This is a genomic window from Allobosea sp. LC85 (assembly GCF_000735605.1).
Classification (GTDB): domain Bacteria; phylum Pseudomonadota; class Alphaproteobacteria; order Rhizobiales; family Beijerinckiaceae; genus Allobosea.
The window spans coordinates 105,430-129,700 of record NZ_JPKG01000058.1; the positions used below are offsets into that span (position 1 = coordinate 105,430).

Annotated in this window: 26 protein-coding genes; 7 read left to right on the forward strand and 19 right to left on the reverse strand. The window is 64.4% G+C overall.

All coding sequences use genetic code 11. From position 1 onward, the window contains the following. Positions 1–766: 766 nt before the first annotated feature. On the reverse strand, positions 767–1,246 hold the full coding sequence (locus tag FG93_RS26105; protein ID WP_043240469.1) for a hypothetical protein: 480 nt from the start codon (positions 1,244–1,246) through the stop codon (positions 767–769). A 572-nt stretch (positions 1,247–1,818) separates the two neighbouring features. On the opposite strand from FG93_RS26105, the gene FG93_RS33040 reads away from it, so the two are divergent. After that, positions 1,819–1,995, forward strand: coding sequence for a hypothetical protein (locus tag FG93_RS33040; RefSeq protein ID WP_161783889.1), 177 nt, complete (start codon positions 1,819–1,821; stop codon positions 1,993–1,995). Between the two features lie 446 nt (positions 1,996–2,441). Here the strand turns inward: FG93_RS33040 and FG93_RS26110 are convergent, their stop codons facing one another. Together FG93_RS26110 and FG93_RS26115 are read right to left on the reverse strand one after the other, a co-directional pair. Beyond that, complete coding sequence (locus FG93_RS26110) at positions 2,442–2,771, reverse strand: hypothetical protein (RefSeq protein WP_152579639.1); 330 nt, start codon at positions 2,769–2,771, stop codon at positions 2,442–2,444. A gap of 321 nt (positions 2,772–3,092) precedes the next feature. Then, positions 3,093–4,094 (reverse strand): helix-turn-helix transcriptional regulator, encoded by a 1,002-nt coding sequence (locus tag FG93_RS26115; RefSeq protein ID WP_200878165.1) that lies wholly within the window; start codon positions 4,092–4,094, stop codon positions 3,093–3,095. 582 nt (positions 4,095–4,676) lie between these two features. Between FG93_RS26115 and FG93_RS33185 the strand changes: the two genes are divergently transcribed. After that, positions 4,677–4,949 (forward strand): hypothetical protein, encoded by a 273-nt coding sequence (locus FG93_RS33185; protein ID WP_043240478.1) that lies wholly within the window; start codon positions 4,677–4,679, stop codon positions 4,947–4,949. Here the strand turns inward: FG93_RS33185 and FG93_RS34085 are convergent. Both FG93_RS34085 and FG93_RS26130 read right to left on the reverse strand, forming a co-directional pair. Further along, positions 4,853–5,275, reverse strand: a complete 423-nt coding sequence (locus FG93_RS34085; protein ID WP_081881892.1) for a class I SAM-dependent methyltransferase — start codon at positions 5,273–5,275, stop codon at positions 4,853–4,855. The two genes, FG93_RS33185 and FG93_RS34085, sit on opposite strands and share 97 nt — an antisense overlap. A 241-nt stretch (positions 5,276–5,516) precedes the next feature. Then, positions 5,517–7,070 carry an FAD-dependent oxidoreductase gene (locus FG93_RS26130; RefSeq protein ID WP_043240482.1) on the reverse strand — a complete coding sequence of 518 codons (1,554 nt, stop codon included), beginning with the start codon at positions 7,068–7,070 and terminating at the stop codon, positions 5,517–5,519. A 320-nt stretch (positions 7,071–7,390) separates the two neighbouring features. Here FG93_RS26130 and FG93_RS26135 point away from each other — a divergent pair, with 320 nt between their 5' ends. Beyond that, complete coding sequence (locus FG93_RS26135) at positions 7,391–7,690, forward strand: hypothetical protein (RefSeq protein ID WP_043240485.1); 300 nt, start codon at positions 7,391–7,393, stop codon at positions 7,688–7,690. Between the two features lie 169 nt (positions 7,691–7,859). On the opposite strand, the gene FG93_RS26140 is transcribed toward FG93_RS26135, so the two are convergent. The 3 genes from FG93_RS26140 to FG93_RS26150 all read right to left on the reverse strand — a co-directional run bounded on the left by FG93_RS26140 (position 7,860) and on the right by FG93_RS26150 (position 9,391). Beyond that, a complete protein-coding gene (locus FG93_RS26140; protein ID WP_043240487.1) occupies positions 7,860–8,075 on the reverse strand; it encodes a hypothetical protein in 216 nt (71 codons plus the stop codon). Between the two features lie 369 nt (positions 8,076–8,444). Next, positions 8,445–8,756 (reverse strand): DUF1236 domain-containing protein, encoded by a 312-nt coding sequence (locus FG93_RS26145; RefSeq protein WP_043240489.1) that lies wholly within the window; start codon positions 8,754–8,756, stop codon positions 8,445–8,447. A 341-nt stretch (positions 8,757–9,097) separates the two neighbouring features. Beyond that, positions 9,098–9,391 (reverse strand): hypothetical protein, encoded by a 294-nt coding sequence (locus FG93_RS26150; RefSeq protein WP_043240491.1) that lies wholly within the window; start codon positions 9,389–9,391, stop codon positions 9,098–9,100. 162 nt (positions 9,392–9,553) lie between these two features. On the opposite strand from FG93_RS26150, the gene FG93_RS26155 reads away from it, so the two are divergent. Further along, positions 9,554–9,814, forward strand: a complete 261-nt coding sequence (locus FG93_RS26155) for a hypothetical protein (protein ID WP_043240494.1) — start codon at positions 9,554–9,556, stop codon at positions 9,812–9,814. Positions 9,815–10,222: 408 nt separating this feature from the next. On the opposite strand, the gene FG93_RS26160 is transcribed toward FG93_RS26155, so the two are convergent. Beyond that, positions 10,223–10,663, reverse strand: a complete 441-nt coding sequence (locus FG93_RS26160) for an HD domain-containing protein (protein WP_043240496.1) — start codon at positions 10,661–10,663, stop codon at positions 10,223–10,225. A 504-nt stretch (positions 10,664–11,167) separates the two neighbouring features. On the opposite strand from FG93_RS26160, the gene FG93_RS26165 reads away from it, so the two are divergent. Next, a complete protein-coding gene (locus FG93_RS26165; protein WP_081881894.1) occupies positions 11,168–12,523 on the forward strand; it encodes an alpha/beta hydrolase in 1,356 nt (451 codons plus the stop codon). A 130-nt stretch (positions 12,524–12,653) separates the two neighbouring features. On the opposite strand, the gene FG93_RS33730 is transcribed toward FG93_RS26165, so the two are convergent. From FG93_RS33730 to FG93_RS26185, 5 genes are all read right to left on the reverse strand, one after another. Further along, entirely contained in the window at positions 12,654–12,842 is a 189-nt protein-coding gene (locus tag FG93_RS33730) for a hypothetical protein (RefSeq protein ID WP_244448742.1), read from the reverse strand. A 386-nt stretch (positions 12,843–13,228) separates the two neighbouring features. Then, on the reverse strand, positions 13,229–13,450 hold the full coding sequence (locus FG93_RS32660) for a hypothetical protein (RefSeq protein WP_152579640.1): 222 nt from the start codon (positions 13,448–13,450) through the stop codon (positions 13,229–13,231). A gap of 121 nt (positions 13,451–13,571) precedes the next feature. Beyond that, positions 13,572–15,356 carry an arylsulfatase gene (locus tag FG93_RS26175; protein WP_081881901.1) on the reverse strand — a complete coding sequence of 595 codons (1,785 nt, stop codon included), beginning with the start codon at positions 15,354–15,356 and terminating at the stop codon, positions 13,572–13,574. Between the two features lie 489 nt (positions 15,357–15,845). Next, positions 15,846–16,952 (reverse strand): PHB depolymerase family esterase, encoded by a 1,107-nt coding sequence (locus FG93_RS26180; RefSeq protein WP_043240655.1) that lies wholly within the window; start codon positions 16,950–16,952, stop codon positions 15,846–15,848. A gap of 14 nt (positions 16,953–16,966) precedes the next feature. Further along, positions 16,967–17,359 carry a CopG family transcriptional regulator gene (locus FG93_RS26185; RefSeq protein WP_244448743.1) on the reverse strand — a complete coding sequence of 131 codons (393 nt, stop codon included), beginning with the start codon at positions 17,357–17,359 and terminating at the stop codon, positions 16,967–16,969. 239 nt (positions 17,360–17,598) lie between these two features. Between FG93_RS26185 and FG93_RS26190 the strand changes: the two genes are divergently transcribed. Then, entirely contained in the window at positions 17,599–18,084 is a 486-nt protein-coding gene (locus tag FG93_RS26190; RefSeq protein ID WP_043240657.1) for a pyridoxamine 5'-phosphate oxidase family protein, read from the forward strand. Positions 18,085–18,326: 242 nt separating this feature from the next. On the opposite strand, the gene FG93_RS26195 is transcribed toward FG93_RS26190, so the two are convergent. Beyond that, positions 18,327–19,403, reverse strand: a complete 1,077-nt coding sequence (locus FG93_RS26195) for a tartrate dehydrogenase (protein WP_043240501.1) — start codon at positions 19,401–19,403, stop codon at positions 18,327–18,329. Positions 19,404–19,573: 170 nt separating this feature from the next. Then, positions 19,574–20,551: a tripartite tricarboxylate transporter substrate-binding protein gene (locus tag FG93_RS26200; RefSeq protein WP_043240503.1), complete on the reverse strand. Its 978-nt coding sequence runs from the start codon at positions 20,549–20,551 to the stop codon at positions 19,574–19,576. Between the two features lie 175 nt (positions 20,552–20,726). On the opposite strand from FG93_RS26200, the gene FG93_RS26205 reads away from it, so the two are divergent. Next, a complete protein-coding gene (locus FG93_RS26205) occupies positions 20,727–21,434 on the forward strand; it encodes a GntR family transcriptional regulator (protein ID WP_152579641.1) in 708 nt (235 codons plus the stop codon). Positions 21,435–21,630: 196 nt separating this feature from the next. On the opposite strand, the gene FG93_RS26210 is transcribed toward FG93_RS26205, so the two are convergent. The 3 genes from FG93_RS26210 to FG93_RS26220 all read right to left on the reverse strand — a co-directional run bounded on the left by FG93_RS26210 (position 21,631) and on the right by FG93_RS26220 (position 24,182). Continuing rightward, positions 21,631–23,067, reverse strand: a complete 1,437-nt coding sequence (locus FG93_RS26210) for an FAD-binding oxidoreductase (RefSeq protein WP_043240506.1) — start codon at positions 23,065–23,067, stop codon at positions 21,631–21,633. Positions 23,068–23,149: 82 nt separating this feature from the next. Continuing rightward, positions 23,150–23,494 (reverse strand): RidA family protein, encoded by a 345-nt coding sequence (locus tag FG93_RS26215; protein ID WP_043240509.1) that lies wholly within the window; start codon positions 23,492–23,494, stop codon positions 23,150–23,152. A gap of 67 nt (positions 23,495–23,561) precedes the next feature. Continuing rightward, positions 23,562–24,182, reverse strand: coding sequence for a helix-turn-helix domain-containing protein (locus tag FG93_RS26220; RefSeq protein WP_052514221.1), 621 nt, complete (start codon positions 24,180–24,182; stop codon positions 23,562–23,564). Between the last annotated feature and the right edge of the window lie 89 nt (positions 24,183–24,271).

Sequence of the window (24,271 nt, forward strand, 5' to 3'; positions counted from 1 at the left end):
GGCTACGATAGACAACCGAATAGCTCACGCGGCTCCGCGTTATGCGATGCGCTGATCGTGTGCCAAGGGTGATCGAGCGCCAGGACAGCAATCCGAGCAATGACGATCCTGCCTCCTCGTCGCTGATCGATCACAACAACCGGTCGCCGCCCGCATCTGTGCGGCCTTGGACTGTTACAAGCAGAACACCGTCCAGCCTTCGGACGTCTGGCAGAGCATCGGGCGGAGGCCTGAGCCTTGCCTTGCGTCGATGGGGAACATCGTCCGCATCGCCCCCCTGGCTTCGCGGAGGCGGTCAGCGGCCGTCTCGGCACGGGCTTCGCGCCCGGCCTGCCGCCGGTCGCCGCTGCCGACGCCACCGGTCCAGCCCGATACCGTGTCCGAGTCCGGCTCAGTCTCGACAGTCTCGTCCTGAAAGTTCGATGCAGTGCAATCCATGTCATTCACACCCCGTCTGAAGATTTGGCTCAAGAGCGGCGGTCCGGGACAGTGAGCCAATCGCCGTCGGGGATGCTTCCGATCAGCTCATCGACGCTGCGGAGGTCGCGTCGTCGCCCCTGCGGCGAAACCGGCGCAATCTCGGATCGGACCTCACCAAAATGGGGGGCGGCGTGGCCCGGCGCATGTTATTTTCAGCCAAAGTTTTGTTCGGCCCGGCCCAGGACTTGCCCCAGCCACGCACCGCGTCCTAACGCGATATTGTCCTCATCACCTGCATCAAGGCCCTGGCGTTGGTTCTGGTGATCGCCGTCACGCGACCGCCCTATCAGCTGGAAAGACGAGGGCGCCCCTTGAAATCGGCGATCAACTCGGCGAGCGGGATCAGTCGGCGCGACACCAGGCCGCCAACCCTGGCGGAGGGGCTCGTGAAGATGACAAAGCCGGTGGCCTGAACCACCGGGGCGAGCTCGGGCATCGAGAAGGCCGTCTCCATCAGCTCGAATGTCTCGCCGGCATCGGCGGCTTGCCCAATATGCAGCCGCACGGCCTCCGCTGTTTCCTTGGGCGATGCGCGAAGCAATTGCCCATACGCATCCGCCGCGGCCCAGACAGCAGCGTAGAACGCCAGTCTGTTGTCGAACATGCGGCCGGCATCGCTGTCGCCAGACACGGCGCTGATTTCAGCAGCGGTGTTGAGCATGCCGATGAAGTCGTCCAGCCGGGCAGCGATCGTGGCCGCCTTCGACCGATGGGAAAACTCATCGAACATCGTCACGTCCATCGTTTCGGGTGCGGACGCGATCATCCGCGATAAGCGAAATCGGACAGACCGCGGCGCAAGGCCCCATTTTCGAAGCTGCGCTAACACGGCGCCTCGCGCGGCAACTTGCGCCTTGACGCCAATGAGTTGCTATTTCCAGCCAGGTGCCGGGAGCGCCTGATCGCTCCGGAGGGCGCGCTGAGGTCTTCCAGGCGCACTCCGTTGGCGTCCCTCATTACAGCTCGTGCGAGGCCTGCATCGCAGCTCAGCTGCGAAGCACCACCGCAGGGAGAGGCGGAAGCGCCCCGCACGCACATCCTGCCGGGATGTCCGATGGTCAGGCTAAAACATGAGTCGGCCAAAGGCCTTAGGCGCAATGACTCAACGTCCACAATAAGGTGAAGGCCGCCCTGGACCGCGCTGCCGGCATTCCCGGCCTAGATCGCCGCTCGCCCCACCGGACGCAATGTGGCGATCTATCTCTTTGCATTGCATCGGATTTTTCCGAAAAGCGGATTCCACTTCTCGGTCCGATGCTCTCGGCTTCGCTCCGTCGGCCAGCGATCTGTCCGGCAACCATCTGCCGTCGCAACAGATCTCGGCATGACGATTGAGGAATGATCCGCGCTGCCAGCGGGCTCCTGGAAGACCGCGCGGTCGAGGAACTCGCGCAGTCCCGCGGGGTCGGCCGGGAGACGGTTCGCGGTCAGGTCAAGGCGGTGCTGGCGAAAACCGGGTGCCGCTCGCAGGCCGGTTTCATCAGGCGGCTGGCTCCATTGACGACAGCGGCCTGAGAGGCAGCCCCGGGGCGGGCGTCCGGGGAACAGAGAGGATCGCGGCACAGGCGAAACGGCGCTTCCCGGCAGGCGATCCGCGCCTGGCCCTCGTCTGGCCCCCCACACCAGGCCCGTCGGCCCGAGAGAACCTCCGCAAGGGCAAGCGCCTTGCCCGCAGACCCTGTTCGCGTGTTCGACGGTCAGGCCAAAATCCGAGTCGACTGAGGATCTTGCGCGCGATGACTCATCAACCACAATAAGGCGAAGGCAACCCCGCGACCGAGCTACGGACGGTTCCGACCATGGCTTGGCTCCGCCGGCCAGCGAGCGGCCTGCCAATCACGCGCTCCCGGATCACGAAGAGCATGGCGGCCTCCCCGCTCGCGCGGAGCGAGCGTGAATTCCCAACTCGGCTCACAGCGGGTCCGCCCCCCTGCGCCCGGGGGCGCTGCTGGGACGGGGGTCTAGCGCTTGGCCGTCGTGACCGGCCCGAGCGCAAGAATGCTGTCATAGAGCGCCAGCGCCTCGTCGACGCGGCCGGCATAGCAGACCGAGCGCGCGCTGCGCTGCGTCTCAACCGCGCCAAGCAGCCGCTCCGGAGGCAGGATCGCGGCCTCGCCATGATCCTCGATCAGGGTGATGGTCGTGATCTCCTTCGCGGCGCATTCGCGGGAAAATCCTGACTGGTCCTGCGCCATTGCGGCCGTCGCCATCCCCAGGGAGGCGCCGAGGATAAACCCGAGACGGGCACGGCGAACTCCGATGATCGGGCCGGAAAAGCTCGAAACAGCCATCGCTTCTCTCCTCGCGCGAGTGCTCGCGACCACGCCCAGCTTTGGCAGGACGCGGCCCCGGCTCTGATCCAGGATCGGACAGATGGGCCATGCTAGGCAGCCGGCTCGCATCCGCATCATCGGAACCGATGAGGCCGCCGACCGAATCGCGTCTGAGAGCGGATGCCCCGGCGCCGGGCGCGCGCATTCAGGCAGGCTCGGGCGGGTTCAGGCGAGTTTAAAGCATCGGCCCGAAACGTGGATTGCGGTTTTTGGGGGAAAGCCGATGCAAACACAAAAAGCTTAGATCATCGAACGGGATACGATATCCGGTCCGATGATCTAAGCGCGTGGGGCAGGCAGCTGCGAGGCCCGGATCGGCGGCGTCGAGTTGTGCAGCAATTGCAGGAGCTTGCTCTGCCGCGACGTGCCGGTCTTGGAGAACATGTGCTGCAGATGGGTCCGAAGGGTCGGCTCGCTGATGCCGAGCATGTCGGCCGCCTCCTTGCCGCCCAGCCCCTCGGCCAGCGCCAGCAGCACGCGCAGTTCGCCACCGGTCAGCCCATGCAGCCGGGCAAAGGCCTCCCCCGGCATCAGCGGCGCCTGGACGGGGTCCTGCATGAACACGGCGCAGGACGCAGAAAAGGGGGCAACGGTGCTGCGGCGCTGACCGGACGCGACCGGAAGGAAGGTTGCGACATAGCCGGCGCCCCCGGCATCCGGGATCGCCAGCGAATGCGCGCTCGTGTCGATTTCGGTGTCGTCGCGCCCGGCCTGGTCGATCGCCCTGGACAGAACCGCACGCGCCGCCGGATCCGTGGGGGAAAGCCGGTTGTTCACGAGCCGGATCGAACCGCCGGTCCTGACCTGGCGCTCGGCGGCGGCATTCATGTAGACGACGCGGCCATCGCGTGCGGTGAGGTAAACACCCGCGACCAGGGCATCGAGCGTCCGTTCCAGCATCTCCGATTTCAGCGTCCTGATATCGAGCGCATCGGAGATGGCGAGCGCGCGGCAGACATGCGGGGCGAGAAGCTTGAAGAGGTCGATCTCACGCTTCTGATAATGCGCGATCTTTTCGCTGCGGGAGGCATGCAGCGAGGCCATGCGGCCACCGGTCCGCAATGCGGGAAACCAGATGATGTCCTGCACGCCAAAGGGCTTCCGCACATCGCTGAAAAACCTGCTCTCGACCAGTTCGGAGTGGTTCATCGAGAGCGCGCTGACATCGCCGAGATTCGAGACGAAATCGGCAGCGGCCATCGGGCTCTTCGCATAATGCGCTCCCAGCTGCTCCAGGAATTCCTGCCGGTACCCGAAGACGAAAAGCTGGTCGTTCAGCATATGCCTGAGATCGTGAACGCAGATCCCGCCTGCCGTGCTTTCGCAGAGGGCAGCAATACTTCGGCAAGCGTCCGGCCACTGGTGTGGGTCGAGCGCGCAATCATAGATTATGCCGATCGTGTCGGATAAGGCCTGGGCTGAGGCTCCGTCGAGATTAGCCATGTGCAGTCCCCAGCCCGTTGGATGCCGCTAATACCTGCTGTTAGTTTGACCAGATGAAGAATGCTGCACGACGACAAAGAATGACACAACATCTTTGGCCGGGAAATACTGGAACTCCGGGCTCTCCCCAAAGCAATATGACGTATGGTCAATTACCAATTCCGGCGCACGGCGCCGCCGCCCGATCGTGCAGAGATCGATCGTGCAGGGATGGGAGGTCGCGGTTTCCCCGGAGCTCGGCCCCAGCGCGTAGCGTCCAGGTGCGCAGCTGGAATGGGATGCGATGTCACGGCGCGAGGACGTCGACGCGCCCGAGCCCGGCCACCGGCAGGCGGTACAGCAGCAGGCTCATCGCTTCCGATGATGTGGCGGCTGCGGTCGATTGGCTAGAATTGCGCATCGCCATTCCTGGAGGCTGTCATGCTGGCTCGTGCCGATGCGCTCCCCCTCGCCGGAGATCCCGTCCGTGAGCCGCTATGGCCACAGGCTGTCACGCAATCGCTTCTGGAACGCTGCGATCTCACCAGGACAGCGGATACCGGGAAAGCGGAACCTGCCCAGCCCCCGCTGCAGGTCACACCGGAGCTCATGGCATTCTACAGGAACCACGCCCATGATCTGCGGGCCGAGGCGATCCGGAATGCGCAAACCGCTGTCTGGTCTTTCCTCGCCAGGATCGTCCGGCAGCGTTGACGGCCATGTGGCGATGAGGCCCGGGATCGATCGCGAGCCGATCGCCGGACGCGCCTCGGGCCTCTCCGCGAAGCCGGCCCCTGATGCAGGACACCGAGCAGCACCGCCGCATCGAAACCCGCGTCTTCCGGCAGGCTCTCGACCGTTCCCAGGCGGAGCTCCACGGTATCACCAAGCCCTTGCGCCGCAATCCGCCGGGCCGCAAGCGCGAGCATTGGCTGCGAAGGATCGACGCCGACGCAGCGCCAGCGCTCGCAGGGCCCGGCCCTGCCCTGCGACACTCGCAACGGCTTGGCACGAGACATCTGCGCCGCCCATGAGATCATCAGACCGGATATTTTTTCCAGGCCGATGCTCTAATCTTATTGCGCTTGCATCGCCCGCCCCGAAAACCGCACTCCACTTTTCGGGCCGATGCCTTGAACTTTTTGTGTCGGCATCGACCGCCCCGAAAACCGCACTCCACTTTTCGGGCCGATGCCTTGAACTTTTTGTGTCGGCATCGGCTGCCGCGAAAACTGCACTCCACTTTTCGAGCCGATGCCTTGGGCCCCGAACCGGGCTCGTTCAGTTCTCCGGCTCAGGCAGCGGCGCGACCGCCGGTGCGTTCAGCACGCTGCCATCCGGCGCAAAATGGGAGCCATGGCAGGGACAATCCCAGCACAGTTCAAACGAGTTCCACTTCAGATCACAGCCAAGATGCGTACAGGCCGCCGACCGTTCAAACAGCTCCCCGCTCTCGTCGCGATAGGCGGCAATCCTGGCCGTGCCGCGGGGAATGATCGCCCCTTGCCCGGGAAGCAGATCCTCGACCGAGCCGGGCGATGACGCGGCGCCGGAAGGGGCTGGGTCATTCTCCGAGGTTTCTTGCCCGCCAGCCTCCTGCCCTGACGCTTCCTGCCCTGACGCTTCCTGCCCTGACGCATCGCCTGGGGTGCGAGCCGGGTCATAGACGCCGGCATAGGGGCTGATATCGCCGGCGATCATCTCCGGGATCATCACGCTGGCAATGACGCCGTGGGTGATGCCCTGGCCGGAATCCCCGGTCGTGACGTAGATGCGCTTGCAGTCAGGCCCCAGGCCGATGAACGCAGAGTAGTCGCGTGTTTCCATCACCTGTCCGGACCAGCGATGCGTTTCCTCTCCGAGCCCGGGCACCAGCAACCGGATCCAGGCTTCGAGAGCGGCGAACCCTGCGATCGCATGATCCTTTTCGCCCGTCTTGTGGTCCTCGCCGCCGACGATCAGCAAATCCTGTCCGTCGGCTGCAGCGGCGAGGCGAACATAGTGATAGGGATCGAACGTATCCCAATACAGCCGGTCCTCCAGTTCCCCGTGTTTCAGGGCGAAGGCCATCGCATAGCTGCGGTACGGCACCTGTTTGCGGTGAAAGCCGGCGGATGCATGGATCGGCGAATTGGTCGCGACCACAGCATGAGACGCCATGACCCGATGGCCATTCGCCAGCGTCAGTCGAACCATGTCGCCCTGCTCCTCGAGCTTGTCGACCGCGGTGTTCGGGTGAAGGCGTCCGCCCTTCGCTTCAAATGCGCGACAAAGGCCCTGCAAGTATTTCAAGGGATGGAACGCCGCCTGATTGGGGTACCGGAGATAAGGGGCTTCCTCGAGACCCCGCAGAGCGAGCCCCTTGGCAGGGGTGACCTCGACCGCCAGTTTTGCAGCGGCTTCGATTTCGTCCTGGAGGACGCTCTCCTTGCTCGACGGATCGAGGAACAGGATGCCGTCGAGCCAGCGAAATTCACAATCGATGCCTTCCCTGGACTGGATGGCCTCGATCCGATCGACGGCAGCGCTGTGACTCTCCTGAAACCCGCGGGCGATTTCGGGGCCGCGCTTCGAAACCAGCTTGGCCAGTGAATCATCGCAGATCGGCGCAAGATGCGCGGTGGTCCGTGCCGTCATGCCGCCCGCGATCTCGCCGCGGTCCAGGACGGCAACGGAGAGCCCGCGTCGGAGCAGTTCATAGCCAATCGACAAGCCGGCGATGCCCGCACCGATCACCGCGACATCGATGGTGAGGTCGATCTCGAGCGGCCTGGCATGGCTCGCGACCTTCACGTCCATCCAGACGGAGCGGCTATGTTCCTGCATCGCATTCATCGGACAACCTCCACGCCTTGCGAGGAGCAACGCCAATGCCTGCCCTTGGTTCGCATACGGAGCGAAGATTGCCCGGGTATGGTCACTTGCGAGCCCGATGCGCCCCGCCGATCCTGCCGACGTCGCCCCGTACCAGACAGCTGGCCGACAGCAGGTTCGCCACCTCACTCTTCGGACGCGCGTGGCATCTAGCTTTGGCGCAGCAATGGAGGAGCCGGTGTCAGCCACCGGCTGTTCAGTGTCAGTTTCGCAGCGAGAATGGGGGTTCCATCAGCGTAGCGAATTCTTAGATCGACGCTGAGATCATCACTGGTCTCGATATGCTCAGCGATGATGTCGCCCAGGCTCGAAAGCGCCTAAAGGCGCGCAGCGGCGTGGTCCTCAAGATCAATTCCATGATCATCCACGACGAGCTGGGTGTTGATCTCGATGTCGAAGAAATACTGGGCCTCAACGACCGCAACGTCGACAGGTTCCCCGGTTCTGCGCAGCATCAGGACCCGGTATGCGATCAGGTCGCAGTCGCCGATCCACGGTTTCCATCGGCTGGGAAGGCGCTGGGACGGCAACCGTCCTGGACGAGCAGCGTGATCGCGGCTCGAACGCTCGTCACCGCGTAACCTCGCCACGATCTGGAACCTTCGGCCAGCTCACGCGTTTCGTCTCCGTACCACTCATGACCCCTGACTTGGCCCGCCGCGGGAGGACGCCGCGGGCCCTTTTTCGGCGTGCGCTGGTGACACGCCTATTCCTGCCCAGGTCATGCCTGCCGCGAGCTCATTCCTGCCGTTAGATCACCTGCCGCGGTGTCATTCCTGTCGTGGTGACCCTGCGTGCCTCGTAGGTAACGATAGCGGTCTTGAGCGCTTGCAGTTCGAGCATCTCCACCGCATTGGGCTTCGCATCTTCCAGCTGCCCGATGCGCTGGAGCGCATAGCGATAGTCCTCATGGCAGGTGATGCAGACGGTCGGTGTTTCCGGTCTGAGTTCGGTAACCGTGGTCATCGGATTGCCCCTCCCGTGGCCTAAGCTCAACATTCGTCGCTGCTCGCCGGAAGGTCATTGGCGAAGCCAGTCGCTCAGCTAAGATTATCCGGCCACGCAGACATTTACCATTGTTAATGTGTCGAGCCGAATGGCCTGAGATTCTGTCTGACCGGCATGGCTGCCTGGTCGCACCAGCCGGGCCCGGACTGTATGACGAGCGATCGTGATGACCAGATTCTTCATCGACAGCGATGATGGCGCGCGAAGTCATTGATCGGCACGGGTTCGAGTTTCCCGCCCCGGAATCCGCGTTCTCGCGTCGATAGGTCTGCCCAAAATGTGGATAGCCGCCCTGACATGCGCATCGTCAGGGCGGCGGGGCGAACCTTACTCGATGATCTGAATGATCCTTCGCGTGCTGGGTTCGACCAGGACGGCGCGGTCATTGATCATAGTATACCGATACTGAGTCACGCCGACATCCGCGGGGAATGCATGCAGTTCGACGGCGGCCGGAAGAGTGGCGCCGACCGTGACAGATTCCTGGATCTTCACGGATTTCGGCTTCTCCTTCATGAAGTAGGATTTGATCTTGCCGGACTGCTCCGTCGTGATTGTCGTTGTTGTCGTGGTCTGCGCCAATGCCGCGGAGCTCATCAGGGCGGCAGCGAATAGGCTCGTCAGGATTCGGTAGGTCATGGACGTCCTCCGTCGGTGAGTGTCCTCCCCGGCCGCTTTCAAAACCCCCTGGCCTCGTGCTTGTTCCACACTGGATTCAACCGAGCCATGACTCTCGGCGAACAGGGGTTGCGCCCCGGGGGACCGATCGGTTTAGCTCGTACCTCACTGAACTGGCCCGTTCCGAACGGAGTGCGGGCCTCTCTTTGTCGGGCGTGCCGACGCGTCGATCATACCGTTGCGGTGGAGACTTTGCCGGGTTTGCCCCCGGGGCTGTGGTGCTTCGGTGGTGAAACGCGGTGGCGCGTCCCTCCCCTTTTGAGCCGACCGCCTGATATCTCGCCATAATCCCGGCCGGCCGGTCAGACGGCGGACCCCTCTCGTGGAGTGGCGGCATTCCGGATCTGCGACGGGGGAACTGGCGTGATCCACTGGCTTTTCAGTGTCAGTTTCGCTGCGAAAATGGGAGTGCCGTCCGCGTAGCGGATTCGTATATCGACCCCGAGGTTGTCATTGGCCTGGATATGCTCTGCGATGATGTCACCGAGGCTCGAAAGCGCCGAAAGCCGCGCGGCGGCGTGGTCCTCAAGGTCTAAGCCTTCGTCGTCCACGACCAGTTCGGCGTTGATCTCGATGTCGAAAAAATACTGGGCCATGCAGTCTAAACAGCCGCGACGTCGGCAGGTTCCCGGCCGACTCAGCGCCTTTCAATGAGTTGCATTATGACAACAGTCAGCGCGGCTCCGGACCGGGTGGCATTTTGAGCCTTGCCTTGTTTTGATCCATTATAAAATTGTGAGCCTCGCAGGAGGAAGGCGATGCCGTTTCGATCGATCGTTGCCACGCCAGAGGAACTCGCCCGGATTGCCGCGGCGTTCGAGGAAGCGTGGAATGACATCGAGGCAAGAATCGACCCATTGAGCGCCCCGGGCCAACGCGAGCGTCTTGCCGCAATCGTCGCTGAATTGTGGGCGGACCACCCCCTTGATCTGGCGGCAGCGGCGGTCCGACGGTTCAATGAAACCGCGGCGAAACTGCCGAAAGCGCCAGTTATTCAAAAAGCGCCAAAAGACTCCTGAGCGAGTGAAAAAACGAGCCTCGCCGCGGAACCGCGGGTTTCGCCACGGGTTTGCTATTGGCGTGTTGGCGTCGTCCCACATCCGGCGCCGTCACGGCTAAGAGCAAGCTGCGAAAAAGTGGCAACGGTTTTTCGCATAGAGCTTGCTCTAAACTATTAGTGTCGATCACGTTTTCTGCGTTTGGACGATTTCGTCCAAACGCAGCGTGATCTACGAAGCCCCGCCGCACTACCCTCCCCCGGGAACGGCGGGGCGACTGGTCGTGACCTCGTTTGCTTCCCGATCATGAGCATGGCCGCTGGGCAAGGCGAACGCGGTCACCCCGGCAGCTTGTGGTCGATTGCCATTCCCCGTTTGGGCCGACTGACGCCTTGGCTTCGCAGGCGAACCCTTCAGATTGCGAACCCTTCAGACTGGAGGCGGAGTCTCGTTGAGTGTGCGAAGGCCCGCGGCATACTTCCGGCTCAATCGGCTGCGGTCCGGAACCTGCGCCAGGCGCGTTTCGGCCATATTGTCGAGAAGGTCGGCGTATTTCACGAAACGGGCCTGCGGGTGGCTGGCGGCACGGCGCACGAAGGCGATGTAATCCTCGCCCTCTCGTCGGGTGAGCGCGTCTATCGCCGTCACCACCTGATCAGGAAAGCCTTCTCGACGCAGGTCATCCAACGTCCAGTCGGAATCTTCGACGACATCATGGAGCGCGGCGATGATCGCGTGTTGTTCCTGGCCGGCGGAGAGGAACCGGGCCATCAGGCGCATCGGGTGCGCGATGTACGGTTCGCCGGCCTTGTCCTTCTGGCCTTCATGGGCTTTCGCGGCGATCTCGATTGCTCGGTCCAGCGTGCTCACCCGTCGCCTCCCGTTCTTGGTCGCCCGGAGCCGTTCAACCGTTTACCCGGCGGGCCGGAGCGCATTCCGCCCCTTCTCAGTTGCGATCTTGCGACCACCCTCTGCAGCCTGCCCCAGAGGTTCATGACGAAGCGGGCCATCGGCTTTCGCAATGGCGCAATGTCTGCCGAGACCAGCAACAGGCCGAGCGGCAGCATCCAGAGTCCAAACCCGGGCAAAACCGAGAAGTTGCCGTCGAGAACGATAATTGTCTGAAAAATTGCCAGTTCCCGTCAAGCGCTGGATTGATGCTCCAACCTCTGTGACCACGAACGGCATGGGCTTCATCACCGGCGGAATCTTCCGAATAGGATCGGACAGGGCGCTGCGTGGTGAGGCAAACAAGCCACGCGTACGCGGAATACTCCGGCCACGTCCGTGAGCGCCGGCTCTGTGCTTGACCGAGACGGGCAGGCAAACCTAAGTGGCTGCTCGATCGTGCAGACAGGTTGCGGGTGTTGAGAGATGAGTTGGGGCGACCACAATCCTCACGCGAATATCTGCACGACGCTTGCCGCAAACGACCGTTCCAATACGCCGTCGCGTTTGAGACGCGCAGCGATTCCCGCCACTGCGGTCCTTCTCGGCGCGCTTCTGGGCGGTTGCGCAGGGGATGTCCGCGGCGTGCTTGCGCCGGTGGCCTCGACCGCGCCCGGGACCAGCAAGGTCACGATGCTGGTCGCGACGACGCGTTCGCCCGATGAGGATGCGGGCGTGCTGTTTTCAGGAGAGCGTGGCAAGCCCGGCTTCGCGGAGATCACCGTCTCGCTGCCGCCGGATGCGCGACGCAAGATCGGCGAGGTGCAGTGGCCGAGCAAACTGCCTGGCGACCCCGCGACCGAGTTCGTGACGCTCAAGGTCGACAAGATCGACCGCACCGAGGCGATCGCACGCTTCCACAAGGCCGTACAGAAAGTGCCCAAGCGGCGCGTGATGGTCTTCATCCACGGCTTCAACAACCGCTTCGAGGATGCGGTCTACCGCTTCGCCCAGATCGTCCACGATTCCAACGCCGAGGTCGTGCCGATCCTGTTCACCTGGCCCTCGCGCGGCTCGCTCTTCGCCTATGGCTATGACCGCGAGAGCGGCAACTATTCGCGGCAGGCGCTCGAAAACCTGTTCCAGGCGCTGGCCAAGGACCCGGCGGTCGGCGAGGTCTCGGTGCTGGCCCACTCGATGGGCAACTGGGTGACGCTCGAGGCATTGCGCCAGATGGCGATCCGCAACGGCCGGATCGCGCCGAAGATCGCCAATGTCATGCTGGCCGCGCCCGATGTCGATATCGACGTCTTCCGCAACCAGATCGCCGAGATGGACGGCAAGCGGCCGCGCTTCACGGTGTTCGTGTCGCAGGATGACAAGGCGCTCGCGGTGTCGCGCCGTGTCTGGGGCAGCACCGCGCGGCTGGGCGCCATCGACCCCGACGCGGAACCCTATCGCAGCCAGCTCGCGGCGGCCGACATCACCGTTCTCAACCTAACCAAGCTGCGCACCGGCGACAGCCTGAACCACGGCAAATTCGCCGAGAGCCCCGAGGTGGTGAAGCTGATCGGAACGCGCCTGGTCGCAGGGCAGCCGATCACCGATTCCCGGGTGGGCCTCGGCGAACGCCTGATGCAGGTTACAGCCGGAACGGCCGCTGCCGTGGGCACGGCAGCCGGGCTGGCGATCTCGGCGCCGATCGCGGTGATCGATCCCAACACCCGGCGCAACTTCAACGACAAGGTCGAACAGGTCGGGCACTCGATCGGCGATGCAACGGAAGCGACGAGCCACGCGATTACCGCGCCGCTGGAGAACGCGGGACTGGCAACGCGCTAGATCGGGGCAGGCCACATCTTGCGCACGCGTTCGCGTCAAAGCCTGACAATAATCAGCGCACCCTGATGTGAAGCGAAGTCCTCTCGCTGCCGGTAGCGTGCCATAACCGCGTTCGAATGTCCGCCGCTTCTCAGTTGCGGCGGTGCCACCACCTCTGCAGCCTGCCCCAGAGGTTCATGGAGGCGTGGACGAAGCGGGCCATCGGCTTTCGCAATGGCGCAATGTCTGCCGAGATCAGCAACAGGCCGAGCGGCAGCATCCAGAGTCCAAGCACGGGCAGAAGCGAGAAGACGCCGCCGAGAATGAGGAGAAGGCCCACGGGTATTCGCGCCCAACGCGATGCGGGATGCCGCAGCCACCGCAACGTCGATGCAAGCCCCTTTGGAACCTCCCGCTCGATGCGCTTGAAGGCCACTCGGAGTTCGTGCTGTCCCTTGTTCATCGTCTCTGCCGATCGAGGTCGTCGGACAACGCGTGGGCCAACGATTGGTTCGTCGCGCCTGCCCGGCAACGAGGCCCTTCGGAAGCCGTCGGGCCGGCATCGGGATCGACGGAGCCATCGAGGTCCGTCTTCAGCTCCATCCGGGACGAGCGAACCGCTTGTTTCCGCCCACCGTCCCTGCGCCCTTCACGAGATGGTTCAGCCGGCTAGGTTTGGGTCGGCTAGGTTTGGGCCGGATCGCATGATCCGGCCCAAGGCAAGCATCAGTTACCGCCGGGCGCGCCGAGACGATAAGCTCTCTGCAACTGCTGGGGGGTTGAAGGATAGAGCGTCTGGCATTCACTCCAGTAGCCGGATTTGGGCGCCCGGTTATTGGGGTCGGCGCAGATCGTGGCGAGTTGCTGAGCCCGTGATTGCGAGCTCTGGCAGCCCGACAGGATCAATCCGATCGATAACGCAATGCCGGTCATGGCACAGGTCTTCATGACATCTTCCCTTGATGGAGGTTCTGGCCTTGATTGAGCTTCTGGCGCTCGCCAGCCTGATGGAGGGAAACAGGCGCCCCCGAGCGGGGGCGCCGGCCTGGTTGCTTTCTTTCGCCAGCGGTCAGTCCGACCGGCCCTTCGTGTTCTTGATCTGCTCGATGACCTGGTCGAGGTTGTAGCTCGCCGGGTCCTGCATCGGCGGGAACTCCTTGTAGGAGAGAAGTTCCTTCATCCACAGCGCCTGGCCGATCGGCAGCATGTTCCAATCGTAGATATAGGCGGTGGAGGGGGAGCCGATGGTACCGCCCATGCCCATGAGCGTCTTGTATTGCGACCCGATCGAGGTCTCGAAGGGATCGCGCTTGATGTTGACGACCTGGGCCCAGTGGAAGGGCAGCACGCCCGAGATGAAGCCGGCAGGCGAGTCGGACACCATCGCGAAGTAGATCTTCCAGTTCTTGTAGCGGACCGCCGACGGTTCCTTGCCCGAATAGTAGAAGAACGTATCGCGTGCCGATTTTTCCGAACGCCCAAGAAGGTATTCGACCTGGTCGACGCCATCGAGCTTGGTCTTGACGATGCCGGGATAGCTGCCCGCCATGATGCGCTGGTTCAGCGCATTGCCCTTGTCTCCGCCCGCGAGGTTGACGAGCGTCGGCAGCCAGTCGAGCGACGCGAAGATGTCATTCTTGATCGTGCCCGGCCGGATGCCACCGGCAGGCCAGCGCACGAGCGCAGGCGCGCGCATGCCGCCCTCCCAGGTGCTCAGCTTGCCGCCCTTGAAGGGGGTGGTGCCGCCATCCGGGAAGGTGATCGTCTCGGCGCCGTTGTCGGTGGTGAAGACGACGATCGTGTTGTCGAGCTGGCCCATGTCCTGCAGCTTCTTGAGCACGACGCCGATATTGTCATCCATCTGCTTCATGCCGGCTTCGTTGAGGCCCCAGTCCTTGCCGCCGGGCTCGCCGATCATCGCCTCGTATTTCGGCGACAGAACCGTCGTGACATGCATGCGCGCCGGGTTGTACCAGGCGAAGAACGGCTTGTTGGTCCGCCTTGGGTCATTGCGCTCGAGGAAGTCGACGACCTTGGCAGAGATTTCCTCGTCCACCGTCTTCGACCGTTCCAGCGTCAGCGGGCCTTCGTCCCGGCATGTCTGATTGGCCCCGGTGCCATTGGACGAGGTGCAGAACAGCACGGGACGCGGCGGCGTCAGGCAGGTCGTCGTTCTTGGATCGACCGCGCCGGGAACCGGCGGAAGACCCGGGATCGCCGTGTTCAGGCACGGCGGAGCAACGGTCTGCTGGGTCGAGTTCCTGTTGATGTCGGGGAAGCTCACGCCCTGCATCGCGTCGAGGTGATAGAGATAGCCCCAGAATTCCTGGAAGCCGTGCGCGGTCGGCAGCGCGTCGGTGTGGTCGCCGAGATGGTTCTTGCCGAACTCTCCGGTGTTGTAGCCGAGGTCGAGCAGGAATTTGGCAAGCGCCGGGGTTCCGGGCCGCAGATAGGACGGGCTGCCCGGCAGTTGCGGCGGGATCATTCCCGTCCGCAAGGGGTGCATGCCGGTGAAGAAGGCATTGCGGCCGGCCGTGCAGCTCTGCTCGGCGTAGTAATGCGTGAAGAGCGCACCCTCCTGCCCGATCCGGTCGATATTGGGCGTCTCCCCGACCATCAGGCCGCGGTGGTAGATGCTCGGCTGCATGATGCCGATGTCGTCGCCCATGATGAACAGGATGTTCGGGCGGGATTGCGCCGGGGACGGCGCTTGTGCCGGGGCCTGCCCGCAGGCCGGCGTCACGGCCGCAGCACCGATCAACGCAGTGGCGCCGAGCAGGGCTGCGCGGGTTCGCCCCTGCCAGCCATGGAATGCTCGCTGCAAGTAATTTTTGACCTCTGCAAGTCCACTCATCTCGCCATTGGATGTCATTTTCATCTCCAACATTTGCTTGGGATAAGATCTTGCGCATTGAAGATCTTTCCGAAACACGGCAAACAACCACGTCGGATCAGCATGAGGGCTGAACCGCCGAATGATGCATTGGATTTTGAATTCGACTGCGTAGATCTGAGCAGCTGGCCGGAGTATTGGCGGGCAATCGCCTCAAATGATATTGAAACGATGTAGCGACCAACTACTCGACGACTATATATGCTGCTCTGGCTTCGATGTGAAACGAATTCGAATGCTGGAGAACGGCGACCGCGTTGGGACATTGAACGCGGCCGGGAGCAAGCGACCGCTCGGGGTGCTCCGAAGGGCGCTTCGTCGATCGGGTCAGGCCAGTCGTGATGTCCGCCCTGTGCCCCGCGCGCAGACGTTCAATCCGACGGATCGGCACGCCAGGCAGCCCGCCCCTTGCCGCGCCCTCCCCGCAGCATGCGATGTGAGACGAGCCCATCAGTTTTCCAGGAAGAACCGGATCATCTCGCGCGAGGCATCCGGGCCCGACGCATCCGTGTAGCTTCCCGTCCGATCCCCGCCCGACCAGGCGTGACCGGCCCCCTTGACCAGCCAGTACTCCGTGATGGCCGGACCATGTGCAGGTCCCACCAGCGTGCGGGTGACATGCCGGCCATTGACGACGGCATTCGTCATCAACTCCGCCAGTGCGTCATCGCGAGCCCGTGCCCGGGCAAACAGCGTCTCGCCGTTCGAGGGGTGAACCGTGGCATCGGCCGTGCCGTGGAAGATGATCTGCCTGGTACCGTTTGCTTTCGCCGGAGCTGTCGCTTTCGCGTTCCCCTTCATCGCCGCGAAGGCCGACATCACATCGGTTGCGGCGCCATGGGGAAGGCCGGAATGGATGCCGGCTGCCGAAAAGACCTCGGGATAGGTCGAGGACAGCACATCGGCCATCGCGCCGCCCGCAGACAGGCCGGCGACAAACACGCGCTCGCGATCGATCCCGAATTCGGCGGCCAGTTCCTGGGCGAGCCCGGCCAGAACCGCCGGCTCCCCCGCCCCGCGCCGCTGATGACGCGGGTCGAACCAGTTCCAGCAGCCCTGGGCATTGGCCGAACCCGGCTGGTGGGGATAGGCGACGACGATGCCGAATTCGTCGGCCAGCCGGTTCATCCGGGTTCCCCGCGCAAAATCGTCGGGGTCCTGCGTGCAGCCATGCAGCATCACCACCAAAGCGAGTTCCCGCCCGGCATGATCCGCCGGTACGTAGAGCTTGTAAGCCAGTGAGCCGGCGGCGTTGCGAAAGCTGCGCGAGCGAAAGCGCCCATCCTCGTCTGCGGGGGCGGGCTGGTGACGCGCCGTGCCCGGCTGCTCGGCGAAGCGCGCCCGCTCGGTCCGAAGCGATTGCAGGATGTCGCCGAGTCCCCGCCGGGCATGAGCCTTTGACCCGGCCCTGTCCCCCTCGACGGTGCCGGGACGCTGCGGGGCTTGATCAGGGCGCCCGGCGAGCGCTTGCTGAATGGCCGCGGTCGCGCCCGCAACATCGGCATTCCTCAGGCGTGTCATGGCTTCGCCGATGGCGGAGCGGATGTGCATGGTCATGGAGATGTGCCTTTTCATGCCAGCCTGTCGGACAGGGCGGTCTTGATGTCGGGAGAGGCATGCAGCGCGCCGAGCACCGTCAGGGAGGCGATCGTCTCCCGGGCGAGCTCGGGCGAGACGTCCGCTTCAATGACGGCAAGGCCAAGCACGCGGATTTCCAGGCGTTCGCCGGCGGCCCTGGCCGCTTCGAGATCGCGTCTTGTGAAGACGCGCAGGCCAAGTTCGAGAGAGAGCCGCGTCGTCGCCTGCGCGGCGACATCGGCATGGGTCGCAAGCTGGTTTCTGACCGCGGTGCGAATGAAGTCCGACCGGTTTGAATAGAAGCCGTCCCTGACGAGCAGGTCGATGCGCCCGAGATCGACGAAGCCGAGATTGAGCGTGAGTTTTTCGCTATCGGGCGTCTTCATTTTTCCATCCATATACCATCCATATGGATGGTATATGGATGGAAATCGCCGACGCGCAAGAGGGCGGGCCGGAATGGCCTCAGCCAGCGAGGCGCCGACATTGAACGCCAGCCCCCTATTGCCCGCCGCTCGTCCGAGTTCGGAGCCCTGCGGGCTTGCTGCGGGCATTTTCCGCTGGTCCACCATCGTGGAACATGGCCGTCGCCTGGCCGTTCACCCTGCAAAAGCAGGAGGATGCCATGCCGACGCCAAGCGAACTGGAAGCGAAATTCTGGAAAGCCTTGAAGTCCGACATGACCGTCATGCTCGGCTTGGCCGGTACCGAGCAGGGCCATACCCGCCCGATGACGGCGCAGCTCGAGGCCGATCACGGGCCGATCTGGTTCTTCGCCTCCCGCGACACCGAGTTGGTCAAGGCGCTCGCGGGCAGCAAGCCTGCAGCCTTCAGCCTGGCCTCGAAGGGCCATGATCTGTTCGCCTCGGTCGAGGGCGATCTTTCCATCGATATGGATCGTCAGGTCATCGACCGGCTTTGGAACAGCTTCGTCGCGGCCTGGTTCGAAGGCGGCAAGGACGATCCCAATCTCGCCCTGCTGCGCTTCGACCCGAGCAGCGCCGAGATCTGGGAAAACGCCAATAACCTGATGGCAGGGATCAAGATGCTGCTCGGGGTTAACCCCAAGGACGACTACCAGGACAAGGCTGCCAAGGTCTGGCTGGATTAGCGGGTCCTCGGCCGGCGATCGGCATCTCCGACGCCGCAGGCCGGCCCGTGGCCAGGCCCTCGCGACCGTCAGGGGCGGATGGCCCCCTGCGCCACCGGAGCGGCCTGGATTGCGCGGGTCGAAGATCGGTTCGGCGGTGGCAGCCCCGCAACCGATCCGGCCAGCCATGCTCCCATGCATGCTCTCTCTCATGCACGCTCTGTCTCATGTACGCTCTCTCTCATGCACGCTCTCTTGGGCGGTCAGATATTGTCGCCCCGCAAGGCCTGGCAGACCGCCTCCGTCACCTGCTTCGTCGTTGCATTCCCGCCGAGATCCGGTGTGTGCAGCCCGGGATCGGCGGTCACGCGCTCGACGGCCCGCATCAGCCGCGCCGCGGCGTTCGCCTCGCCGAGATGGTCCAGCATCATGGCCCCGGTCCAGAAGGTGGCGACAGGGTTGGCGATGCCCTTGCCGGTAATGTCGAAGGCCGAACCATGGATCGGCTCGAACATCGAGGGCGACTTGCGCTCCGGGTTGAGGTTGGCGGTCGGCGCGATGCCAAGCGAACCGGCGAGAGCGGCGGCGAGATCCGACAGGATATCGGCGTGGAGATTGGTCGCGACGATGGTATCGAGCGTCTCGGGCTTCAGCGTCATGCGCATCGTCATGGCGTCGACCAGCATCTTGTCCCAGGTCACGTCGGGGAATTCGCGCGCGACCTCGACGGCGATCTCGTCCCACATCACCATGCCGTGGCGCTGGGCATTCGATTTGGTGACGACGGTCAAGAGCTTGCGCGGCCGCGAGCGCGCGATCTCGAAGGCGTAGCGGATGATGCGGCTGACGCCGGCGCGCGTGAACATCGCGACATCGGTCGCAACCTCCTGCGGCAGGCCCTTGTGCACACGCCCGCCGACCCCGGCATATTCGCCCTCGGAGTTCTCGCGCACGATTACCCAGTCGAGCTCCGGCCCCGAGACATGGCGCAGCGGACTGACGATGCCGGGCAGGATGCGGGTCGGCCGGACATTCGCGTATTGGTCGAGCGGCTGGCAGATCGCGAGCCTGAGGCCCCAGAGCGTGACATGGTCTGGAATGTCGGGAGCACCGACCGCGCCGAAATAGATCGCATCGAAGGCCCTGAGCTGGTCGGCCCCGTCCGCCGGCATCATCACGCCATGCTTGCGGTAATAATCCGATCCCCAGTCGAAGGACTGGACCTCGACGCGGAAGCCGCCGTCCCGTTCGGCGCAGACCTCGAGCGCCTGCAACCCGGCGGCAATGACCTCGGGGCCGATCCCGTCCCCTCCGATGGCAGCGATCCGGTGTGTGCGCATGGTCGTTCTCATGGTTCCTGGTTTCAACGGGTATTGCTGGCTTCAATCGACCGAGCGCAAAAAGCGCCCGGCGGCGAGCGGTCTTTTCACGAGGAGCGGACCGATGATCTAACCTTCTGTGGTTGCATCGGCTTTCCCGAAAACCGCATTCCACTTTTCGGGCCGATGCCCTAGGGGACGGTGACGCCGGCATTCCTGATCACCGGCACCCATTTCTCGATCTCGCTGCGCACGAGTTCGCCAAGCGCAGCCGGACTCTGGCCCGCCTCGTCCGGCAGTTCAGCCCCAAGCTCGAGGAGGCGCTTGCGCGTCGTTTCGTCCTTGAGGGCGGCGCGTGCCGAGGCGTTGAGCTTGTCGACGATTTCCCTGGGCGTGCCCTTGGGCGCGAACATCGCGTTCCAACCGGTTGCCTGGAAGGCCGGCAGGCCCTGTTCGGCCGCGGTCGGGACGTCGGGAATGACCGACAAGCGGTTCTTCACCGCAACGACCAGGCCCTTGCCCTCCTTCGCCTGAACCGTCGGGACGATCGCGACGGTCTGGTCGCAGACATAATCGACCTGGCTGCCGAGCAGCGCATTGAGGGCCGGGCCCGAGCCGCGGAAAGGCACGTGCTGCGGCTTGACCCCGAGCAGCGAGTCCAGGAACAGGCAGGTCAGATGCGAGGTCGAGCCGACGCCGCCCGAGCCGTAATTCAGCTTGGCCGCATTGGCCTTGAGATAGGCGACAAACTCGCGGAAATCGCTGACCGGCAGGTCCTTCCTGGCGACGACCAGCATCGGCGTCGACGCCGAGTTCATGATCGGCTCGAAATCGGTGCGCGGATCATAGGCCAGCTTGGGATAGAGACCGACGCTCGCGGCCTGCGTGCCGAGATTGCCCATCAAGAGCGTGTAACCGTCGGGGCTGGCCTTGGCGACGCGCGTCGCCCCGGTCGTGCCGCCTGCTCCGGCCAGGTTCTCGACGATCATGGCCTGGCCGAGCGTCCGGCTCATATGCTCGGCCATGAAGCGAGCCACGATATCGGTCGTCCCGCCGGCTGCGAACGGCACGACAAGCGTGATCTGCCTGGTCGGATAGACCGGCGTTTGCGCGAAGGCGCCTGCAGCGAGGGACAAAGTCGCGGCCAGCGCGAGACAAATCCTCTTCATCGTTCCTCTCCCGAAATTGGCGCCTATTCCCGGCGCTTACGCCCTCTTCTTCCATTCGTTCTTCCATGGAAGATTCCATGCTTAAATCTCTTCAGCAAGGCGCCGGCTGTCAAGCATCCATTCGCACTTGCATGGAAGCTCGCTGCCATGCTCAATCCGCGGCAAGGAGCTTGGAATGATCGAACTGGCACGTGCCGAGCCTGCGGAACCCGGCAACAGGCGCGGCTCCCTCGTCGACGAGGCTTATGCCGCGCTGAAGGCGGCGATCCGCAGCACGGAATTCCCGCCAGGCTATCAGGGCTCGGAGCAGGAGATCGCCGTCCGCCTGGGGATGAGCCGGACGCCCGTGCACGAAGCGATCATCCGCCTGCAGGTGGAAGGCCTCGTCCGCGTGCTCTCGAAGCGCGGTGTCCTGATCTGCCCTCTGGCTCTTGATGACGTGCGCGAGATCTACGAGGTGATCATCGCGGTCGAAGCGATGGCAGCCGAACTCCTGGCCGGCCTTTCGACCGAGCAGCGGAGTTCGGCCGCCGACGAACTCGAGGCCGCCACCGCCGCCATGGAACAGGGGCTCGCCCAGGACGATCTCGCGGCCTGGGCCGAGGCCGACGATGCCTTTCATCGCCTCCTTGTCGAACGCTGCGGCAATGGGCGGCTGCTACGGATCGCCCAGACCGTGACGGATCAGGCCCACCGGGCCCGCATGCTCACCTTGCGGCTGCGCTCTCGCCCGACGCGATCGGCACGGGCGCACCGTGCGCTGATCGAGGCCATCCGCAGCGGCGAGCCGGGCGAAGCCCATCGTCGCGCCCGTGCCCACCGCGTCTCGGCCCGCGACGAGTTGCTTCCGCTCATCGAAAAGGTCGGATTGCGCCACATCTGAGAGCGATGGGACTTGCAGGGCGCTTGCCCGCTGCCTGGTCCGGGTGCGGCAGCCCGAGGCGCAACGGATCAAACGCCCGGCCGGGGATCGGCAAAGCTCCTCGCACCGGATGCGCCAGGGGACGCGTTCGTCGCAGATGAGGCGCGCAAGGCTTTGCGCACAGGGCGCGGATGATGCTCGCGGCGGAGCGAGGCTCTCAGCGCGTTCCGATGCGCAGGCCGAAGAGCTTTGGGATCGCCGCTGCGGTGCTCATCGCCGGCCCGGCGCGCTCGCCCCTCTCCTCGGCCTCCTCGCATCCAATGATGCCCCACCGCACCAGCCGGCCGCCGACGGCACGGAAGGGCTCGGGCGGAAGCGAGGGAAGGCTGCGGGTGCAGAGCGGCAGGCTCGCCCAGTCGTCCCTGGCATTGAGGACGAGCGAAGCCAGGCACTGCCCGCCGATATAGGTCGGGTTCACGCCATGGCCGGAATAGCCGCAGCCATAATGGATGCGCGTGCCCGGCACGGTGCGGAAGAACGGCAGCCGGTCGGAGGAGACGTCGATGCCGCCGCCCCATATCTTGGCGATGCCGACATCGGCGAAGCCAGGCAGCAGCCTGCGAAGCCCCTTTTCGGCCCGGGCCGCCGAGGCGAGGTCGGTGGTCAGGCGCGGATCGCGGGCATTGCCGCCGAAGCTGATCGGGCCGGAGCCGGAGCCCATCAGGATGCGGCCGTCGACCGTCTTGCGGAAATAATGGACGAACATCCTGAGGTCCGCGAGGCCTTCATCGCGGTTCCAGCCCATTGCGGCGAGCTTCTCGGGGGCCGCATCGGTCATCAGCGCAAAGGAGGAGAATACGCTGACATGGGGTTTCACCTCCGGCCGCTTCGCCAGCTCGGTATTGGTGGCGAGCACGACCTCGCGAGCAATGATCTCGCCGTCGGGGGTGCGCACGCGGCTGGGCGTGCCGGCATCGAGCCCGACCATCCTGGTGTTCTCAAAGACGGAAACGCCGGCCTCGATCACCGCCCGCCGCAGTTCGCGCGCCAGCCTGGCGGGCTGAACGGTTGCACCCTCAGCCAGGTAGACGCCGCCGCGGAACACCGGCGAGCGGCAATAGGCGGCGACCTCGTCGGGCGTGAGCTCATGGGCCATATCCGGCACGCCGAGACGCCGTGCGGTCTCCACATATCCCTTGATCTTGGCGTCCTGCGCCGGCGAGGCCGAGACGCGGATGCTGGCGCCGTCGCGCCACCAGACGTCGCGACCGGGAGCCGTGGCGAAGGCGCGGATCGCGTCCTGGGCGCGGGCGCCGGCGCGGGCGACCGCCAGTGCGCCAGCGGCGCCGATATTCGCTTCCATCCCGGCGAGCGAGCCCCAATAGCCCGAGACTTTTCCGCCGTTCTTGCCGCTCGCCCCCGATCCGCAGCGCGAGGCCTCAATCAGGGCGATCGAGAGCTGCGGCGCCCGCTCCTTCAAGGCCAGCGCGGTCCACAGCCCGGTGAAGCCGCCACCGACGATCGCCACATCGACCGTGATGCTCCCCGACAGGTGTGACGAATCCGGCCGGCCTCGCTCAGCGTCGATGGCCTCGGCGAACCACCAGGACGGGTCGCCGGGGACGGCACTCGGAAGGGCAGATGACTGAGACATGGCGGACCGCTTGCGCTTGAGGACGCGAGGATTTGGGACGCGGAAAGCGTCCGCCGCGATCGCTCGCGGCGGGCGCCGAGGCTCAGGCGAGGGCCTGAACCTGGATCTCGACGAGGATGTCGTCCGCGGCCAGGCGCGACTCGACGGTCGCCCGCGCCGGCGGCTGCTTCGGGTCGACCCAGGCTTCCCAGGCCGCGTTCATCTCGTTGAAGGTGCTGATGTCCTTCAGCCAGATATTGCCAACGACGATGCGGGTCTTGTCCGTGCCGGCCATCGCCAGATAGGCGTCGATCTGAGCGAGGATATCGGCGGTCTGCTCCTTGACGCCGCCGCTGCGGTCCTTGGCGGTGAGGCCCGACAGGAAGGCAAATCCATTGGCGACCAGCACCTTGCTGAGACGGCCGGTGACTTCGTGACGCGTGATCATGTTTCCTCTGGGTCTGCTGGAATGGCAGGCGAAGGCGGCCTTGCCGGCCCCGCCTGATACGATCGCCCTACAGGTGCGATTCCCGGATATTGATGATCCAGATCAGCTTCGCCTCGCTCGCGGAGCGGTTGACGACCTGGTGTGGAATGGTGCTGGGGAACTGGAAACTGTCCCCCTCCCCGATTTCGAAGACCTCGTCGCCGATGCTGAGCTCGACCCGGCCCGAGAGGACATAGCCCCCCTTGTCGCCGGGCCCGCTCAGGAAGCTGCCGCTCTCGGCGCCCGGCGGTACGGTGAGGATCATGAAGCGCAGCTCGTTGTTGTCGCGCGGCGACAACAACTCCTTGGTCAGCTGATTGGTGCCGACGACGATGCGCGGGCGATTGGCCTGGCGCCGGACATAGTGCGACTCGCGGGCCGGTTCCGTCGCCTCGCTCTCCAGGAACGACCAGAGCGTGACGCCGAGCGCGGCGCGCAGCTTCTGAAGCGTACTGACCGACGGGTTGGAGGCGCCGCGCTCGATCTGGCTGATGCTGCCGGACGAGACGCCTGCCTTCGCCGCCAGCTCCAGGATCGTCAGCCCGCGCTCGGCCCTGAGGGCCCGCAGCCGCTGCCCGATCCTCATGGCCTCGAGCTGCTCGTCGGCATCGACGTCGGAACTCTCGGCGGGCAGCACTGAATCCGGCATGGGGTCCCAGGAAACCATTGAAGGCCAAAAGCGATTGAAGGCCAAGCGATTGAAGGCCTGCGAAGGTTATGATGACGGAAATGCCCGCG

What these genes read in the sequence shown, in the direction of transcription:
- FG93_RS33185 (WP_043240478.1), top strand. Translation starts at nt 4,677, where the DNA reads ATGCTGGCTCGTGCCGATGCGCTCCCCCTCGCCGGAGATCCCGTCCGT.
- FG93_RS26190 (WP_043240657.1), top strand. Translation starts at nt 17,599, where the DNA reads ATGCCGACGCCAAGCGAACTGGAAGCGAAATTCTGGAAAGCCTTGAAG.
- FG93_RS26155 (WP_043240494.1), top strand. Translation starts at nt 9,554, where the DNA reads ATGCCGTTTCGATCGATCGTTGCCACGCCAGAGGAACTCGCCCGGATT.
- FG93_RS26185 (WP_244448743.1), bottom strand. Translation starts at nt 17,359, where the DNA reads ATGAAGACGCCCGATAGCGAAAAACTCACGCTCAATCTCGGCTTCGTC.
- FG93_RS26215 (WP_043240509.1), bottom strand. Translation starts at nt 23,494, where the DNA reads ATGATCACGCGTCACGAAGTCACCGGCCGTCTCAGCAAGGTGCTGGTC.
- FG93_RS26195 (WP_043240501.1), bottom strand. Translation starts at nt 19,403, where the DNA reads ATGCGCACACACCGGATCGCTGCCATCGGAGGGGACGGGATCGGCCCC.
- FG93_RS26110 (WP_152579639.1), bottom strand. Translation starts at nt 2,771, where the DNA reads ATGGCTGTTTCGAGCTTTTCCGGCCCGATCATCGGAGTTCGCCGTGCC.
- FG93_RS26200 (WP_043240503.1), bottom strand. Translation starts at nt 20,551, where the DNA reads ATGAAGAGGATTTGTCTCGCGCTGGCCGCGACTTTGTCCCTCGCTGCA.
- FG93_RS26130 (WP_043240482.1), bottom strand. Translation starts at nt 7,070, where the DNA reads ATGAATGCGATGCAGGAACATAGCCGCTCCGTCTGGATGGACGTGAAG.
- FG93_RS26105 (WP_043240469.1), bottom strand. Translation starts at nt 1,246, where the DNA reads ATGATCGCGTCCGCACCCGAAACGATGGACGTGACGATGTTCGATGAG.
- FG93_RS33040 (WP_161783889.1), top strand. Translation starts at nt 1,819, where the DNA reads ATGATCCGCGCTGCCAGCGGGCTCCTGGAAGACCGCGCGGTCGAGGAA.
- FG93_RS26180 (WP_043240655.1), bottom strand. Translation starts at nt 16,952, where the DNA reads ATGACCATGCACATCCGCTCCGCCATCGGCGAAGCCATGACACGCCTG.
- FG93_RS26220 (WP_052514221.1), bottom strand. Translation starts at nt 24,182, where the DNA reads ATGCCGGATTCAGTGCTGCCCGCCGAGAGTTCCGACGTCGATGCCGAC.
- FG93_RS26205 (WP_152579641.1), top strand. Translation starts at nt 20,727, where the DNA reads ATGATCGAACTGGCACGTGCCGAGCCTGCGGAACCCGGCAACAGGCGC.
- FG93_RS26210 (WP_043240506.1), bottom strand. Translation starts at nt 23,067, where the DNA reads ATGTCTCAGTCATCTGCCCTTCCGAGTGCCGTCCCCGGCGACCCGTCC.
- FG93_RS26115 (WP_200878165.1), bottom strand. Translation starts at nt 4,094, where the DNA reads ATGCTGAACGACCAGCTTTTCGTCTTCGGGTACCGGCAGGAATTCCTG.
- FG93_RS32660 (WP_152579640.1), bottom strand. Translation starts at nt 13,450, where the DNA reads ATGAAGACCTGTGCCATGACCGGCATTGCGTTATCGATCGGATTGATC.
- FG93_RS26165 (WP_081881894.1), top strand. Translation starts at nt 11,168, where the DNA reads ATGAGTTGGGGCGACCACAATCCTCACGCGAATATCTGCACGACGCTT.
- FG93_RS26135 (WP_043240485.1), top strand. Translation starts at nt 7,391, where the DNA reads ATGCTCAGCGATGATGTCGCCCAGGCTCGAAAGCGCCTAAAGGCGCGC.
- FG93_RS26140 (WP_043240487.1), bottom strand. Translation starts at nt 8,075, where the DNA reads ATGACCACGGTTACCGAACTCAGACCGGAAACACCGACCGTCTGCATC.
- FG93_RS26175 (WP_081881901.1), bottom strand. Translation starts at nt 15,356, where the DNA reads ATGAGTGGACTTGCAGAGGTCAAAAATTACTTGCAGCGAGCATTCCAT.
- FG93_RS26145 (WP_043240489.1), bottom strand. Translation starts at nt 8,756, where the DNA reads ATGACCTACCGAATCCTGACGAGCCTATTCGCTGCCGCCCTGATGAGC.
- FG93_RS26150 (WP_043240491.1), bottom strand. Translation starts at nt 9,391, where the DNA reads ATGGCCCAGTATTTTTTCGACATCGAGATCAACGCCGAACTGGTCGTG.
- FG93_RS34085 (WP_081881892.1), bottom strand. Translation starts at nt 5,275, where the DNA reads ATGATCTCATGGGCGGCGCAGATGTCTCGTGCCAAGCCGTTGCGAGTG.